The organism is Amphritea sp. (genome assembly GCF_048266285.1).
Lineage (GTDB): Bacteria > Pseudomonadota > Gammaproteobacteria > Pseudomonadales > Balneatricaceae > Amphritea.
Genome location: NZ_JBLWZV010000001.1, coordinates 708,831 through 725,424, shown reverse-complemented (window position 1 = coordinate 725,424; position 16,594 = coordinate 708,831). Strand labels below are relative to the sequence as shown.

Annotated in this window: 10 protein-coding genes; 5 read left to right on the top strand and 5 right to left on the bottom strand. The window is 49.1% G+C overall.

Annotated elements, in window-relative coordinates; all coding sequences use genetic code 11:
• Positions 1-399: 399 nt before the first annotated feature.
• Entirely contained in the window at positions 400-4,116 is a 3,717-nt protein-coding gene (metH, locus tag ACN0T0_RS03425; protein WP_417223311.1) for a methionine synthase, read from the bottom strand.
• Between the two features lie 463 nt (positions 4,117-4,579).
• Between metH and panD the strand changes: the two genes are divergently transcribed.
• The 3 genes from panD (at position 4,580) to ACN0T0_RS03410 (ending at position 7,919) form a co-directional block, all read left to right on the top strand.
• Positions 4,580-5,014, top strand: a complete 435-nt coding sequence (panD, locus tag ACN0T0_RS03420; protein ID WP_417223309.1) for an aspartate 1-decarboxylase — start codon at positions 4,580-4,582, stop codon at positions 5,012-5,014.
• 344 nt (positions 5,015-5,358) lie between these two features.
• On the top strand, positions 5,359-7,248 hold the full coding sequence (locus ACN0T0_RS03415; RefSeq protein WP_417223306.1) for a propionyl-CoA synthetase: 1,890 nt from the start codon (positions 5,359-5,361) through the stop codon (positions 7,246-7,248).
• Positions 7,249-7,436: 188 nt separating this feature from the next.
• The gene (locus tag ACN0T0_RS03410; RefSeq protein WP_417223303.1) at positions 7,437-7,919 is read left to right on the top strand and encodes a hypothetical protein; all 483 of its coding nucleotides are present in this window, start codon (positions 7,437-7,439) and stop codon (positions 7,917-7,919) included.
• Between the two features lie 51 nt (positions 7,920-7,970).
• Here the strand turns inward: ACN0T0_RS03410 and ACN0T0_RS03405 are convergent, their stop codons facing one another.
• Together ACN0T0_RS03405 and ACN0T0_RS03400 are read right to left on the bottom strand one after the other, a co-directional pair.
• Entirely contained in the window at positions 7,971-8,810 is an 840-nt protein-coding gene (locus tag ACN0T0_RS03405) for an SDR family oxidoreductase (RefSeq protein ID WP_417223300.1), read from the bottom strand.
• 86 nt (positions 8,811-8,896) lie between these two features.
• A complete protein-coding gene (locus ACN0T0_RS03400) occupies positions 8,897-12,169 on the bottom strand; it encodes an EAL domain-containing protein (RefSeq protein WP_417223298.1) in 3,273 nt (1,090 codons plus the stop codon).
• 340 nt (positions 12,170-12,509) lie between these two features.
• On the opposite strand from ACN0T0_RS03400, the gene fahA reads away from it, so the two are divergent.
• Positions 12,510-13,820 (top strand): fumarylacetoacetase, encoded by a 1,311-nt coding sequence (gene fahA / locus ACN0T0_RS03395; RefSeq protein WP_417223295.1) that lies wholly within the window; start codon positions 12,510-12,512, stop codon positions 13,818-13,820.
• Between the two features lie 113 nt (positions 13,821-13,933).
• Here fahA and ACN0T0_RS03390 read toward each other — a convergent pair whose 3' ends face one another.
• Together ACN0T0_RS03390 and ACN0T0_RS03385 are read right to left on the bottom strand one after the other, a co-directional pair.
• Positions 13,934-14,104, bottom strand: coding sequence for a hypothetical protein (locus tag ACN0T0_RS03390; protein ID WP_417223292.1), 171 nt, complete (start codon positions 14,102-14,104; stop codon positions 13,934-13,936).
• A 44-nt stretch (positions 14,105-14,148) separates the two neighbouring features.
• The gene (locus ACN0T0_RS03385) at positions 14,149-15,237 is read right to left on the bottom strand and encodes a site-2 protease family protein (protein WP_417223290.1); all 1,089 of its coding nucleotides are present in this window, start codon (positions 15,235-15,237) and stop codon (positions 14,149-14,151) included.
• Between the two features lie 317 nt (positions 15,238-15,554).
• On the opposite strand from ACN0T0_RS03385, the gene ACN0T0_RS03380 reads away from it, so the two are divergent.
• The coding region (locus tag ACN0T0_RS03380; protein WP_417223287.1) for an AMP-binding protein at positions 15,555-16,594 on the top strand (1,040 nt) is incomplete at its 3' end.

The window sequence follows — 16,594 nt, the reverse complement described above, 5'->3', positions numbered from 1 at the left end:
CCTTGTCGCGATTGAAGGCGGCGTGAGGGCACGCCACCTACAGAGGGGTTGGGTGCCTTAGGCTAGACATATCGCCGCCAGAGGCGGCTCCTACATGAGCATTTAGCGTGTGGTTAAGGCTAAATGTGGGAGCCTTTTCTAAGGGGGATGAAACTTATTCGTCAGGGACGTTTTTGATAATCAGGAAAATAGATACTCGAAAGAATCCAATGTAGCGAACGACGTCTCGTCGCGATTGAAGGTTGTCGGCGTGAGGGAGCGCCACCTACAGAAGGGTTGGGTGCCTTAGGCTAGACATATCGCCGCCAGAGGCGGCTCCTGTATGAGCATTTAGCGCTGTGTTAAGGCTAATTGTAGGAGCCCCTTCTAGGGGCGATAAGGAGGGTATGGTGCTCGGTTTTAGCTGTCGTCTGGCTCATAGCCGAGGTTAGGGGATAACCAACGCTCAGCTTCGGTTTTTTCCATGCCGGTACGTTTGGCATAGGATTCCAACTGATCTTCACCGATTTTAGCGACGCCAAAATACTGCGATTCGGGGTGGCTGAAATACCAGCCACTCACGGATGAGGTGGGTAGCATGGCAAAACTGTCGGTGATGGTCATGCCGATACGGTTTTCAACGTCTAATAGCTCCCACAGCCGTGCTTTTTCGGTATGTTCAGGGCAGGCGGGATAGCCTGGGGCTGGGCGAATCCCTTGATATTTTTCTCTAATCAAGGCGTCGTTATCCAGCGTTTCATCGGCGGCATAGCCCCAGAACTCACGGCGGATGCGAGCATGCATATATTCAGCAAGGGCTTCGGCTAGACGGTCGGCTAGAGCTTTAACCATGATGCTGTGGTAGTCATCGTGATCCGCTTCATAGGCATCGATCATCACCTGATCACCAAAGCCGGTGCTGACGGCGAAGGCGCCGAAGTAATCGGCTTTGCCGCTGTCTTTTGGCGCGATAAAGTCAGTTAGGCACATATTCGCCTTACCTTCAGTTTTTTCGACCTGCTGACGTAGATGGTGCAAGGTCATCAGCACTTCTGAACGGCTATCATCGGTATAAAGTTCGATATCATCGTGATCGATGCTGTTAGCAGGGAATAGGCCAATCACGGCGCGCGCTTCCAGCTTCTTATTATCGATGATGTCGTTGAGCATCTCTTGAGCGTCGGCGAACAGTTTGGTCGCTTCTTCGCCAATAATCTCGTCGGTAAGAATGCGGGGATAACGGCCGGCTAGCTCCCAAGAGTGGAAGAAGGGGGTCCAGTCGATATAGTCCCGTAGCTCGTTTAGGTCGATATGTTCAAATGACTGAATACCGAGCTGCGCTGGCACCGGTGGGGTATAGCTGGCCCAATCAATTTTGAATTTGTTAGAGCGAGCTTGAATCAGTGATACCCGACGTGCCTGACTCTGACGGTCGGCATAGCGTTGCCGAACCGCGGCGTAATCATCCTGTATCTCTTTCACATAGGCGGCCTTACGGTCAGCGGAGAGCAGGGTACTGGCAACATTAACCGCACGGGAGGCATTGGTGACATGCACCACCTGATCCCGCTTGTAGGCTTTGTCGATTTTAACCGCCGTATGAGCTTTTGAGGTGGTGGCACCACCGATCATCAGTGGAATATCAAAGCCTTGACGTTCCATCTCTTTGGCGACGTGCACCATCTCATCGAGAGATGGGGTGATTAGGCCGGAGAGGCCAATAATATCGACATTCTCTTCCCGGGCGGTGCGCAGGATTTTTTCAGCGGGCACCATTACACCGAGATCAATAATCTCGTAGTTATTACATTGCAGTACCACACCCACAATGTTTTTACCGATATCATGGACATCACCTTTTACCGTGGCCATCAAAATTTTACCGGCGGTTTCGCTGGCCGCACCGGCTTTTTCGGCTTCGATAAAGGGCATCAGGTAGGCGACCGCTTTTTTCATCACGCGGGCGGATTTGACTACCTGAGGCAAAAACATCTTGCCGGCACCAAACAGGTCACCGACTACCCCCATACCGTCCATCAATGGGCCTTCAATCACTTGGATCGGACGCTCAAACTGATGCCGGCACTCTTCAACATCTTCATCGATATATTCGGCGATCCCTTTAACCAAGGAGTGCGATAGGCGCTCGGTAACGGGTAGGCTGCGCCATTCCTGGGTTTTTTCTTCGACTTGGGCACCATCACCGCGGTATTTCTCGGCAATCTCCAAGAGATTTTCGGTAGCCTCGTCAGAGGTATTCATAATGACAGCTTCAACGGCTACACGCAGCTCTTCAGGCAGATCATCGTAGATGGCCAGCTGTCCGGCATTGACGATCCCCATATCCATACCTTGCTGAATCGCATGGTAGAGGAATACGCAGTGGATCGCTTCACGTACTGGATTGTTACCCCGGAAAGAAAATGACACGTTGGATACGCCGCCGGAGATCATGGCATAGGGCAGGTTCTTCTTAATCCAGCCGGTGGCACGGATAAAGTCCACCGCATAGTTGTTATGCTCATCAATGCCGGTCGCAACGGCAAAGATATTGGGGTCGAAGATGATATCTTCCGGCGGGAAACCGACTTTCTCGGTCAGTACTTTGTAAGAGCGGGCGCAGATCTGTGTTTTCCGTTCTTCAGTATCGGCTTGGCCGTCTTCATCAAAGGCCATTACCACTACCGCTGCACCATAGCGGCGTAGTAGGTTGGCTTGATAGATAAATTTCTCTTCGCCCTCTTTTAAGCTGATCGAGTTAACGATACCTTTACCCTGAATGCATTTCAGGCCGGCTTCGATTACTTCCCATTTAGAGGAGTCGATCATAATCGGCACACGAGAGATATCCGGTTCGGAGGCAATCAAGGTAAGGAAGCGCACCATCGCGGCTTCGGCATCCAGCATCCCCTCATCCATATTGATATCGATAATTTGGGCGCCGTTCTCTACTTGCTGTCGGGCAACATCAAGGGCTGTCTCGTAATCGCCTTCTTTAATCAGCCGCTTAAACATCGCCGAACCGGTGACGTTGGTACGTTCACCCACGTTAACGAAGAGGGTATCTTGATTGATATTTTGCGGTTCAAGGCCGGATAGGCGGCATTCAATTGGAATGTCGGGGATTGATCGAGGCGCGGATTCATTCGCAGCCTTGCCCATCGCGGTGATATGCGCCGGAGTGGTGCCACAACAACCGCCGATAATGTTCAGGAAGCCTGCCTGAGCCCACTCACGGATCTCTGCAGCCATCTGCCTTGGCGTTTCGTCATAGCCACCAAAGGCGTTCGGCAAGCCGGCGTTCGGGTGAGCAGACACATAGGTATTGGCAATACGGGAAAGCTCTTCCACATATTGGCGCAGTTCCTTTGGCCCGAGGGCGCAGTTAAGGCCGATAGACAGTGGCTTAATATGGCGAACCGAGTTCCAAAACGCTTCGGTGGTTTGGCCAGAGAGTGTGCGACCAGACGCATCGGTAATGGTGCCGGAGATCATTACCGGTAGACGCAGTTGGTGATCTTCAAAATATTGGTCAACGGCGAAGATCGCCGCTTTAGCATTCAGGGTGTCAAAGATGGTTTCGATCAGAATAATATCGGCACCACCATTTACTAAACCATCGATGGATTCGGTATAGGCTTCGACAAGTTGATCGAAGCTGACATTGCGAAACCCTGGGTCGTTAACATCGGGCGAGATAGAGCAGGTTCGGTTGGTGGGACCTAAAACACCGGCGACATAGCGAGGTCTGTCTGGCGTTTCTGCGGTAATCTGGTCCGCCACTTCGCGGGCTAGCTGTGCCGCCACCAAGTTAATCTCATGGCTGAGGGATTCCATTGAGTAATCAGCCATCGCAATCGAGGTGGCGTTAAAGGTGTTGGTCTCAATGATATCCGCGCCCGCTTCAAGATAAGCGCGATGGATACTGCTAATAATCTTAGGTTGGGTCAGTACTAACAGGTCATTATTACCTTGCAGATCGGTATTCCAATCAGCAAAGCGGTCACCGCGAAAATCAGCCTCATTCAGTTTGTGGTCCTGAATCATTGTGCCCATGCCGCCGTCAAGAACGAGGATGCGTTCTGCCATGGCGTGTTTAAGCTGCTCGGTCTTGTCTGTCTGAATTACTGCTACCACGGTAAAAACCTATTATAACCTGTTGTAAAGGCGGCTATTTTATAGGAATTATTTAGCTTTTGGGTGACTTAGCTTCATATCGTCATGAAAATCATTGAGGTTAATCGTTTTGATGGGTAATTGAAGGGCGTAGGCTAGCCTCAATGTTAAATTTCTCGAGTCGTTGTGGGGTTAGGGTCTTAATTTTTCCAAAATTACGAGTACAATGGCGATCGCCGATAGGTAAGTTAATTTATAACTTAACTTTATATAATTGTTACCTATGGATTGTCTAATCATACGGGTATCTAAATTAAGTGACTAAATACGGTTATTTAATTCAGATGACCTCGTCATCACAGACATTTAGGTTTGCTGTCGGTAACGATCGTCTTAACGAGACGCCGACAGGGATAGGCTGAAATAATTTTCAGTCTGTGTGTACGCCCGGACTATCCGGCCAATTTAAGATTCAGGTCATACTATGTTGCAAACATTCTTAAAAGCTAAGCTGCATCGCGTTACCACTACCCACGCGGAGCTTTATTATGAAGGCTCATGTGCCATCGATGGCGTTTTGCTTGAGCGTTCCGGGATTAAAGAGTACGAACAGATTCATATCTATAACATTAACAATGGTGAGCGTTTTACCACCTACGCGATTCGCGCCGAAGACAATAGCGGTATTATTTCCGTTAATGGAGCGGCGGCACATCGAGCCTCCAAAGGTGACCTGCTGATTATCTGCTCATACGTACAACTCGATGAGCAAGAAGCGGAAGGGTTTAAACCTACCCTGTGTTACTTTGAGAACGCCAAGAACGAAAATGACGCTCATCGGGTCACCCAAGAAGAGCTTTATCAGCGCAATGTAATGACCGGGATTAAAAACAGCATTAAGGTACAGAGCAGCGATTGATATCGCTGCTGTTAATGTTGTTTTGTTTTTCAATAAACCGCCTTTGGGCGGTTTTTTTGGGCTTTTTTGAGGCAAGGTTCGTTAAATCACAGCGTCAGGATTGTCGACAATTGATTTAGATCAGTATTTTTAATGGCATAAAAAACCCGTAAAACAGCGTATTACCGGTTTCTATCTTCTGTATCGTAGACAATATAGCCTTTTGTAGTAGTTTCATTTACCCGTATCTCAGTTAGAGTGTGCCTCAAGTGGTCAACACCTGCGCATCACCTTGATCGGTCTATATTTAGCAGGTGCTGCCGGTCTGACACATATAATAAAGGTTACCGCAAAGGGTCAGTGCTATGTCATATAAAGAAGAATACCGAAAATCGATCGAAACGCCGGAAGCGTTCTGGGCAGAGAAGGCTGAAGCCATTAAGTGGTTTAAAACGCCTGAGACTATCCTGAGCAAGGATGAAAATGGTATTGACCGTTGGTTTGCCGATGGTGAAATGAACACAGCTTATCTGGCACTGGATTACCATGTTGAAAGTGGTCGCGGTGATCAAGATGCGTTGATCTATGATTCTCCCGTTACCGATACTAAGCAGCGTTACACCTATACACAGTTGCGCGATGCGGTAGCTAAATTTGCCGGCGTACTGAAAGCGCAGGGCGTAGGAAAAGGTGATCGAGTGGTCATCTATATGCCGATGATCGCGGAGTCTGTGATTGCGATGCTGGCGGTTGCCCGCCTTGGTGCTATTCATTCAGTGGTGTTTGGTGGTTTTGCGCCCCATGAATTGGCGGTGCGGATCGATGATGCCGAACCTAAGGTGGTCGTTACATCGTCTTGCGGTATCGAGATTGAAAAAGTCATTGCCTACAAGCCATTATTAGATGAGGCAATCGAAAAGTCGGCTCATAAACCCGATAGCTGCATTGTCTTCCAGCGCCCACAGGTTAAGGCTGAGATGATGGCAGGCCGAGATATTGATTGGGCTGAGGCGGTAGTAAATGCTGAACCTGCTGATTGCACCCCAGTTAAAGCGACGGATCCGCTGTATATCCTCTACACGTCAGGCACCACCGGTAAGCCGAAAGGGGTAGTACGTGATAATGGTGGCCATGCGGTTGCCCTGAAATACAGTATGAAAGCGATCTACAACATGGAACCCGGCGAAGTGTTCTGGGCAGCGTCGGATGTTGGTTGGGTAGTCGGACACTCCTATATTGTTTATGGCCCGCTACTGGCCGGTTGCACCACGGTGGTATATGAAGGCAAACCGATCAGAACACCGGATGCTGGCGCTTTCTGGCGTGTGTGTAATGAATATAGCGTAAAAGCCTTGTTTGCTGCGCCCACCGCTTTCCGTGCTATCAAGAAAGAAGACCCAGACTCTGAACTGCTTAAAGCCTATGACCTCAGTAAGTTGGAAACCGTCTTTATGGCTGGCGAGCGTCTTGATCCACCGACTTATCACTGGACTAAAGAAACCCTCGGTAAGCCGGTCATCGATCACTGGTGGCAGACCGAAACCGGCTGGGCAATCTGTGGCAACCTAACCGGTATTGAGATGCTAGAACCGAAACCGGGTTCTTCCACTGTGCCGGTCAGTGGCTTTAATATTCAGATTCTCGATCATGAAGGGAATGAACTGCCGAATGGCGAGCAGGGCAATATAGCCATTAAACTGCCGTTGCCTCCGAGCTGCTTACCCACCGTTTGGGGTGATTTTGAACGTTTCCGCACTGGCTATCTGTCGGAGTTCCCAGGGTATTACTGCTCTGGCGATGGCGGCTATAAAGATGATGATGGCTATGTCTTCATTATGGGGCGTACCGATGATGTGATTAATGTCGCCGGGCACCGCTTGTCGACCGGTGAGATGGAGGAGATCGTTGCGGATCATCCATCGGTGGCCGAGTGTGCCGTGATTGGCATTAATGATCCTCTCAAAGGACAACAGCCAATCGGTTTGGTGTTATTGAAGAATGGTGTTGAAACCGACGAAGCCCAGATTGAGGCTGAACTGGTGGCGATGGTGCGTAAAGAGATCGGGGCCGTCGCTTGTTTTAGACGTGCGATTGTCGTGCAGCGTTTGCCGAAAACTCGCTCCGGTAAGATTCTGCGTAAATTGCTACGCCAGATCGCCGATGGCCAAGATTACAGTGTGCCTTCAACCATTGATGATCCGGCATCACTGCCCGAGATTCAGGAGATCATGGGACGCAATGGCTTAGTTAGCTAATTCATCCCGCTCGAATACCTTTATTAACGACTTTAAGGCAGCCCTCGGGCTGCCTTTCTCGTACTCGGCTAAAAAGGTGATACCGTGCGTTAAAGAATAGATGTCATCGGTGGATTCGATTAAGCTGGCAGCAAGCTTGGTTGGGCACAATAGCCACTCCTAAGCTGTCGATCTGTCAAAGGGCTCCTATGCGACATAAAAACGTTTTACCACTGTGTGCATTGATTATGTCTCTCTCGGCTGTCGTGGAAGCCAGCGATGCGATGATGTTTAATCAGAAAAACCTGTATGGTCACTGGAATTGCCAGCATGCGATGGCCGATAGCAATACCCAGATGAAAATAGACTACAGTATCAATTATCTCGCCAATGGACAGTCCAATGGCAGCGGTACTTTATTACTTAAACTGCCTAACTTTCCCGAAATGGAGTACGGCGTGTCCAATCGTTCAACTTGGAAAGTGATCAACGGATCGTTGATTTTGTCGTCCACCGAGTTGAAGTTGGTTAACAGAAGTCACCCGGAACTCGACAGTATTCTTAATTTAGAAAGTATGATCCCGCAGAAAAATCAAGAATCATCCACCATCATTGAGCTAACGCCAAGCAAATTGATCGCCCGGTCTGACGCCTACGGTGGCGTTTATAGCTGCGCTAAAGTGAAAGGTTAGTCGCCGGACGCTAGCGTTAGGCCCGCGATGAAAGCGGGCCGAAAGACGGTTTCAGTTTTCGAAGGAGGAGGCTTTTATCAATACCCAATCGAGCATACGGGTAGGTAAAATGCGGCGCAAAAAACCGAATAGGTAGGTAGGAAAGGTAACATAGTAACGGGCTTTAGGCCGTTTGCTTTCCAGCGCATGAATGACTTTGTCTAGCACCGCCTCTGGCCCGAGTGTAAACAGATCATCACCGGTATCTTCCTTGCTTAACCGTTGTAATACTCTCTTGTAGGTCTTACGGAAGGGGCTGGCATCGACATCAATATTCGCCTTGAAGGCCTTTAAGCCGTTTGCTCTAAATTGACTCTTAACCGGGCCGGGCTCTATCAGTGAGAGGTAAATACCGGTGCCGGTGAGTTCTTGTCGCAGGGTATCGGAATAGCCTTCAAGGGCAAACTTACTGGTATTGTAAGCCCCTCGGTAGCGCATGGCGATAAGGCCCAATACTGAACTATTTTGAATAATCCGGCCATAGCCTTGGCGACGCATCAGTGGCAGTACTCGGCAATTGAGTTCATGCCAGCCAAGTAGATTGATTTCGAGCTGTTGGCGCAATACATCTCGGCTGAGATCTTCAATCGCGCCGGGTTGTCCATAGGCACCATTATTAAACAGGGCAAACAGTTCACCGCCGGTTTCGGCTTCAACCCAATCCATCGCCTGTTGAATCGAGTCAGAGTGTTCTAGATCAAGCTGAATGGCTTCGAGGCCTTGTTGCTTCAGATGATCAACATCTTCTTGCTGCCGGGCGCTGGCAATCACACGATAACCCCGTTGGCGCAAGCCGATAGCAACATGGTGACCAATGCCGCTGGAACATCCGGTAATCAATATGGTTTTCATAGGCCTATCTGTTCGTTTCATCGATGAAGGGTTGAGGCGTCCGAAAGAACGCCAAATCGTACTGTTTAAAAGGTTAAGGGCTTTACTCACGTGAGGCTAGTTTTTTTCAGTAATGCGAGAAACTCATCTTCGGGCACGCCTCTGCTAAACAAAAATCCCTGGGCGTAACGGCAGCCTTCATCTATTAAGAACTGCCGTTGCTCTTCTGTTTCCATGCCTTCGGCGATAACCTCGAGGCCGAGACTGTTAGACAGTGCGATAACCGCTCGGGCAATTGCCTTATCATTACTGTCTTCTGGGATATCACGAATAAAGGAGTGATCGATCTTTAGGCGGTCCAACGGGAGTTTTTTTAGGTAACTGAGAGAGGAGTAGCCGGTACCAAAATCATCGATGGCCAGCCGGATACCCATCTCACGGATCTGTTTTAGCTCTTTTCCTGCCCGGGTAGCGTTGTTCATAATGACCCCCTCGGTAATTTCCAGCTCGATCATTGCGCTGCTGCATTGATTGCGCTCAAGGATGGCCGCGACCTCTGTCGCCAGCGTGTTACTACCAAAATGACGCGCGGACAGGTTAACCGATATTCGTGGCACCTGATAGCCGGCTGTTTGCCATTCGACAATATTGCGACACACCGTATCCAACACCCAATGGTCGATCATCTTAATCATGCCGGTTTTTTCGGCGAGGGGGATAAAACGGTCAGGGGGAATGATACCCATTTGTGGGTCTTTCCACCGAATAAGCGCCTCGGCACCAATAATACGGTTATCCGTGATATCAATTTGGGGCTGATAATGCAGTACAAACTGCTCATGTTCGATGGCATTGCGCATCGCACCAACCATTAATATCCGCTCAAATGCCTGATCGGTCATCTCTTGGGTGTAAAACTCATAGCGGTTTTTACCCGCCGCTTTGGCGCGATACATTGCGGTATCGGCATTGCGGATGAGGTCTTCCGGCTGGTCGGCGTCATCAGGGAATAGGCTGATACCAATACTAAGACTGACATGCAGCTGCTGCTCATCCAAAATGATTGGCTCATTGAACGCGATCAGCAAGTTTTGTGCAATCAGACTGGCATCTTCGGGTTGTTGAATATCTTCGATAATAATGGTGAACTCATCGCCGCCTAAGCGGGAGATAGTGTCGTACTCACGGACATGCTGTTTCAGCCGTTCGGACACCTTGATCAGTAGCTGATCGCCGAGGTTATGACCAAAGCTGTCATTAATCTCTTTAAATTCGTCTAAATCAATAAACAACAGACCAATCATTTTTTTGCTGCGTTTGGCGTGCCGTAGCGCTTGTTTTAATCGATCACCGAAGAGTAGCCTGTTAGGCAGTTTGGTTAAGGGGTCGTGATGGGCCAGAAAATCGAGACTTTTCTCTTTTTCCTGCAGTGATTTTTGGATGGCTATATGGTCGGTAATGTCCCGACTGGATTCAACCAGCCCGGTCACATTTCCTTCAGCGTCATAGAGTGGACTGGCCATCAACTCGAAGATTCGAGTTTCGCCGTCCTTCATTTGGTGTTCGTGTATCCGGGTGGTGGGGTGGCGGCTTGTAATCACATCTTTTAGTGGGCAAATCGCGCAGGGGCTATCACTATTTTTTACGCTGCCATAACAGGGTTTATCCTCTTGCTGAAGGCAATGGTAATAGTAATCGTTGGCGGCTCGGTTTGATTTAACGACTTGATAGTTGTTATCAATAACCATTACCGGATCGCCAATGCAATCGAGCACAGCCTGGAGAAAGTCGCTCTCTTGGCGGGACTTTTGTTCCGCTTGTTTACGTTCGGTTATATCTCGAACGGTCGACAGTACGACTTCTTCGCCATTAGCATCGAGCAGAATCGAACTGATCTCAACCGGCACCTTAAGTCCATCTGCAGTGATATGCACCGACTCAAAGACACTGCCTTTTTTATTGGATCGAACAATCTGCAGAATGCCTTTCCAGCTGTCAAAATCTTGGTGACGATCGCTGAAAGCAGTAACAGGTGTGCCCAGTAGTTGCTCTCGTTTATAGCCTAAATAATCACAACTGGCCTGATTAAGATCGATTATTTTGGCGGTTTTTGCATCAATCACAAACAGGGCATCGTTACTGCGGTCAACCAGCTCGCGAAACATTTCCAGCTGCGAGTCGAGTTTATGCTTTTCAGTCAGATTGGTGAGCAAGCAGTGGGTCTGTAAAAACTGCTGGTCGTTATCATAAACAACCTGACCATCGAGCTGAATATCGAGTCGATTCCCTTTTTTTGTTAGCAGCCGATAGTGCACATTTTCGATATGCCCAGCCTCTTTAAACTGAGCAAAGCCGAGTTTAAATTTTTCTTCTTGTCCCTCCTCGAGCAGCTTGCTGAAGGGCTCGCCAACAACGTCGACTTCGTCGTAGCCGGTCATTGCTCGCCAACAGGCGTTCACTTCAATCAGGTTGCCGTAGGCATCCAGTGACTGATAGGCCAAGGGAGAGCTTTCAAAAAAACCGTGATAATGTTCCGCTTTATGTTTGCTGATCAGCAGTTGTTGGTTGAGGGTCTCCAATGCGTTACGCATCACTTTAATAAAATGATTTTGCAGCCGGTCGGCCAAATGCTGGCGGGTTAACAGTCCAACAATACGGTTATTGTTATCACTGACCAATAAGCGGCGAACCCTTTTGGCTTGCATCATTTTGCGGGCGTCTAACAATGAAGCATCGGCGCGCACGGTTTCTACCGGGCTGCTCATATATTGGCTAACCGGCGTGTTATTCAGATTAATTTTATCATCGATCAGGCGGACAACATCCCGCTCGGTTAAGATACCATCCGCGCGGTGTCCTTCGCCCACCACGATACTGCTGATCTTCTTTTCATTCATGAGCGCGAACGCTTGCCGCAAACTAGCATCAGGGGAGACAAACAGGATCACTCGCTCCATGATGGCATCGACATGTTTTACTTCGGCAAGATATTCAAACCCTAGGTGCTGTACAAAGTCGGTTTCGGTGGCGATACCTCTAAGACTACCGTCCGGATTAATGACCACGATATGACGCAGGCTCTCTCGCTGCATCAGTTCATAGGCCTGTTGAAATTCGCAATCGCCGGGCAGGGTTTTAACCGGTGTTGTCATGACTTGAGCGGCGGTCATCTGGCCGAGGTTTTGATCACCTATGCTCACCAGTCGGAGGATATCTTTTTCGGTGATAATGCCTAAGGGTTCTCCAGCATCAATGATCACCATTGAACTGACATCCGATTTACGCATTCTATGTAACACACTGAGCGCAGCATCCGTGGGGCTAGCGTGTAAAACCTCGAGGCTACAAATATTATCGAGGGTGACGAGTGATTCAGACATGTTGACTTAATCCTTGTTCCCGCTTCCTTGCTATACCGCTTGTTCGGGATGATGCCAGCGCATCCATTGTTTGATTGAGCCATCCTAAACTAAGGAAGCACTCGGATTTATTAACCTAGCATAGTATAGGGTTATTAGTGGCGGTAAAGTCCCCATTTCGTGGAATCTTAACTCATTGTTTACTCATTGGAAATAATGTATTTATCCCTAGTGCCTTGCAGCTCATCGAGCTTCTGTTACCGTACCGCTAGATAATAAAAATGACATCAGACTTTTTGTTGTGCCTGCGTAACGGTGCCTCTGATGATTAAGAATAGCTGAGAATATCTGAGAGTGAACTATGCCTGTATTGAATGAAACGCATCATCCTGATCTACGTAGCTGGGTTAGCTCCGCCAATCACGCCAATGCTGATTTTCCGATTCAAAACCTACCTTTTGCCGAGTTTAGACGCAAAGGCAGCAATGAAGCCTTTCGTGGGGGTGTTGCCATTGGTGATCAGGTATTAGATCTGGCAGCCGTTAATGGTTTGTTCTCAGGTGATGCGGCACTTGGCGCAGCCGCCTGTGCTGCGCCAAGCCTAAACCACTTTATGTCATTGGGTGCACCGGTATGGTCGGCATTACGCTTGGCGCTGTCTCGGGCGCTGCGTGAAGGTGCCGCAGAGCAGGGGGCTTTAGCAGACAGTTTGATAGCTCAAGCCGATGTAGAGTATAGCTTGCCCTGCCAGATCGGCGATTACACTGACTTTTATACCTCGGTATTTCATGCCACCCGCGTGGGCAGTCTGTTCCGCCCGGATAACCCACTACTACCGAACTATAAATGGGTGCCGATCGGTTATCATGGTCGTAGCTCTTCGATCGATGTATCGGGCCAGACTTTCCGTCGACCTCAGGGGCAAACTAAAGCGCCGGAAGCTGAAGCGCCGAGCCTGAATGCCTGTAAACGATTGGACTATGAGCTAGAAGTGGGTATCTATATCGGCAAGGGCAATGCGTTAGGTGAGCCTGTTGCACTCGATGATACCGATGAGCATGTGTTCGGGTATTGTCTGTTTAATGACTGGTCTGCCCGTGATATTCAGGCTTGGGAATATCAGCCGCTAGGGCCTTTCCTGGCGAAAAACTTTGCTTCCACGGTCTCTCCTTGGATTGTAACTAATGAAGCGCTGCTGCCTTATCGTACTGAATTTAAGCGCGATGCGGCGGACCCTCAGCCACTACCGTATCTAACCTCAGAAAAAAACACACAGCAAGGTGCCTTGGATATTCAGTTGGAGGTGCTGTTACAAACTGAACAGATGCGTAACCAGCATGAAGCGCCGACACCGCTATCTGCGTCGAACTTTGTCTATTCTTATTGGACTGTGGCGCAGATGGTGGCACATCACACTGTCAATGGCTGTAATCTTCGCCCGGGGGATTTCTTTGGTTCGGGCACACAATCAGGCCCAGAGCATACACAGGGTGGCTCTTTGCTAGAACTGAGTCGTGGCGGCAAGGAAGCAATTAGTTTACCTAACGGTGAACAGCGTACGTTCTTAGAAGATGGTGATACGGTAGTGATGCGTGGTTACTGTCAACAGCCAGGCGGTGCCCGTATTGGCTTTGGTGAGGTTGCCAGCACTGTGCTGCCGGCTAAGGCCTAACAGTTATTACGTTTTAATCCGAGGCTGCAAAGGCTTAAAGGATAGGGAGATGATGCATCAACCCAAGACAGCGAGATTTGTCTTGGGTTGATGGGCTAAGCTGCTTACTTAGCTTATTTCTTAGGTTTCTTTTTAAAGAGGTTCAATAGTTTCTTTTTCGGGTCATGCTCTTCAGTGGGCAGCGCTTTTTCAAACTTGTTTTTCATATCCGTCAACTGCTTTTCTTTGCGCTTATGGCGCAGATCATCCCGCTTGCTATTGATATCGACTATTTTATCGCTCATATACACGACTCTTTTGGCAGCTTTGTTGGAAGTGATACCGCAGTTTAGCTTTGCAATATCTTAAGTGGAAGCCCCAGCAGCGCATCGCCCATGCCGTGAAAATACCAAATGATCGCCACCAAGCCGCCTACGGTAAGGATATACCACAGTGCCGACACGGCCTGACCATACCGGTCTAACGGCAATAGCAGGCTGTGATGTCGTCCACGCCACTCAAAAAACACCTCGACGCTACCAATAATCAACAAAAAGCCCAGCAGCGCTAAACCAAAGTGATAACTGAGCCAGATGCCTGCCCCGGCTGCTGCTCCGCAAAGCAGTAGTCCAAGCAGTGAATTCATCGAGAAGGCGATGCTCTTGAGGATGTGCCCGCCATCCAATGGCAGAATCGGCAGCAGATTAAACAGGTTTAGTAGAGCATTGAAGGCGCTTAATCCGGCAAAAAACATCGAACCGGTCACCCAGTAAGCCACTAGACTGAGTAGCGATAAACCAAAGCCAAAAAATGGCCCCATCATCGAAATGCAGACATCCTGCCAGCGAGTATTAATGCGCGCATCACTCAGCGCCAGCCCGCCGACGAATGGAATGAGATAGATTCCTTTGGTCTTCATGCCGAAGTGTTTCATCGCACGAATATGACCATACTCATGTACCACGAGGCAGAAGATCAGAGCCAGTGCAAAGGGCAGGGAAAAAAACCAAGAATACGCGGCCAAACTGGCACCGGCCATAACCACTTTGATGATCTTGGCGCTTTTCAGCAGTTTTAGCCCTAACGCACCGAGCCCAATAATGCTGAAGGCGCGTTTTTCTTGGCGTATTGGCCCTTGCGGCACCTGCTTTTCCATCTCTTCACGACCATGTTCACCGCTGGTAACCAGTTTATCGCCCATATAAAAACGGTAACTAATGTGTACTGGATCCCACTGTATCTCGGTTTCTAATCGACAGGGCAACGCTTCACCCTGCTGATTTTGCAGTTCAAATAGGTGTTCACTGATACCATCAAAATCGCCAGCCGCATCGCGTCGGGACACCGGGGTATTGTTCCAATACAGCAGCTGCCAGCCCGCCATTGAGCCTTCAAGCCGCAAGCTATGGCCCTGACAATCAAGATTAAGTAGTTCCACATCGATTCCTTAAAATAGTTACCGGCGCATGGTTGCATAACTTGATGGCAGTTTAAAGCGCCTTGTTGCTCTACTTGCCGTTATAAAAAGGAGAGCCTGCACAAACAGAGTGTTGCAGCCTAGCACCCCGTGATTGGATATCGAGGGCTTTAAAGTTTGCCTAAGATGAATGGCGGTTGTCTGCTTCGGTATAACGCTGTAATTTATGTCTCAATGAATTAAACAGATCGCTATTTTGTTATCTGATGAGTGGGTTTGAAAACTCGGCTTGTGTCCATCAAACCTCTGCAGAACATTCATAACCTCAAGGTGAATCCATGCAAACAAAAATAATTAAACCTGCAGCCAATGCACACGACTTCCCACTATTAATCAAAAGCCTGTTGTTATCCGGCAAACGCTTTCAGCCTGACAATGAGATCGTCTACAGTGATGTGATTCGCTATGACTACCGCACCCTCTATAAGCGTATCTGCAAGCTAGCAAACGTACTCACCGAGGCGGGTGTTAAAGCGGGGGACACGGTTGCGGTGATGGACTGGGACAGCCACCGTTATCTGGAAAGTTATTTTGCCGTACCGATGATTGGTGCGGTTTTGCATCATGTGAATATTCGTTTGAGTGTCGATCAGATCGGCTACACCATGAATCATGCGGAAGATAACCTCGTCTTACTGCATGACGATTTCAATGTTATTGCCGAGCAGCTGTCCGATCAATTGCCGAGTGTGCGGGGTTATATCCGCCTCAGTGATGATCAGCAGCCATCCCCCACAAGCCTAAAGATGGTGGGGGAATACGAAGCGTTGCTCGCCGATGCGTCCGATGAGTATGACTTTCCTGATTTTGATGAGAACTCCGTCGCCACTCTGTTCTATACTACCGGCACCACCGGAAACCCGAAAGGGGTCTATTTCAGTCATCGACAACTGGTGCTGCACACCTTAAACGGTGCAACCACGCTCGGTTCGTTTGACGGTCAGCCGCTGCTACGCTCCGATGATGTCTATATGCCGATGACGCCGATGTTCCATGTGCATGCCTGGGGCGTACCTTATATCGCCACCATGCTCGGTGTTAAACAGGTGTATTCCGGCCGTTACGACCCTAATAAACTGCTGCGGTTATACCGAGAGGAAGGGGTGACCTTCTCCCACGGTGTGCCAACTGTGCTACAGATGATTCTTAACTGTGATGAGACTGAAGCGACCGATATGAGCGGCTGGAAACTATTGACCGGTGGTAGTGCCGCGACGCCGGCACTGGCACAACAGATGGTAGATCAAGGCATCCTGCTGTTCACGGCTTATGGTATGTCCGAAACCTGTCCACTGGTGAGTGCCATTTTCCTCAAACC

What these genes read in the sequence shown, in the direction of transcription:
- ACN0T0_RS03405 (WP_417223300.1), bottom strand. Translation starts at nt 8,810, where the DNA reads ATGAAAACCATATTGATTACCGGATGTTCCAGCGGCATTGGTCACCAT.
- ACN0T0_RS03390 (WP_417223292.1), bottom strand. Translation starts at nt 14,104, where the DNA reads ATGAGCGATAAAATAGTCGATATCAATAGCAAGCGGGATGATCTGCGC.
- ACN0T0_RS03415 (WP_417223306.1), top strand. Translation starts at nt 5,359, where the DNA reads ATGTCATATAAAGAAGAATACCGAAAATCGATCGAAACGCCGGAAGCG.
- panD (WP_417223309.1), top strand. Translation starts at nt 4,580, where the DNA reads ATGTTGCAAACATTCTTAAAAGCTAAGCTGCATCGCGTTACCACTACC.
- ACN0T0_RS03410 (WP_417223303.1), top strand. Translation starts at nt 7,437, where the DNA reads ATGCGACATAAAAACGTTTTACCACTGTGTGCATTGATTATGTCTCTC.
- ACN0T0_RS03400 (WP_417223298.1), bottom strand. Translation starts at nt 12,169, where the DNA reads ATGTCTGAATCACTCGTCACCCTCGATAATATTTGTAGCCTCGAGGTT.
- fahA (WP_417223295.1), top strand. Translation starts at nt 12,510, where the DNA reads ATGCCTGTATTGAATGAAACGCATCATCCTGATCTACGTAGCTGGGTT.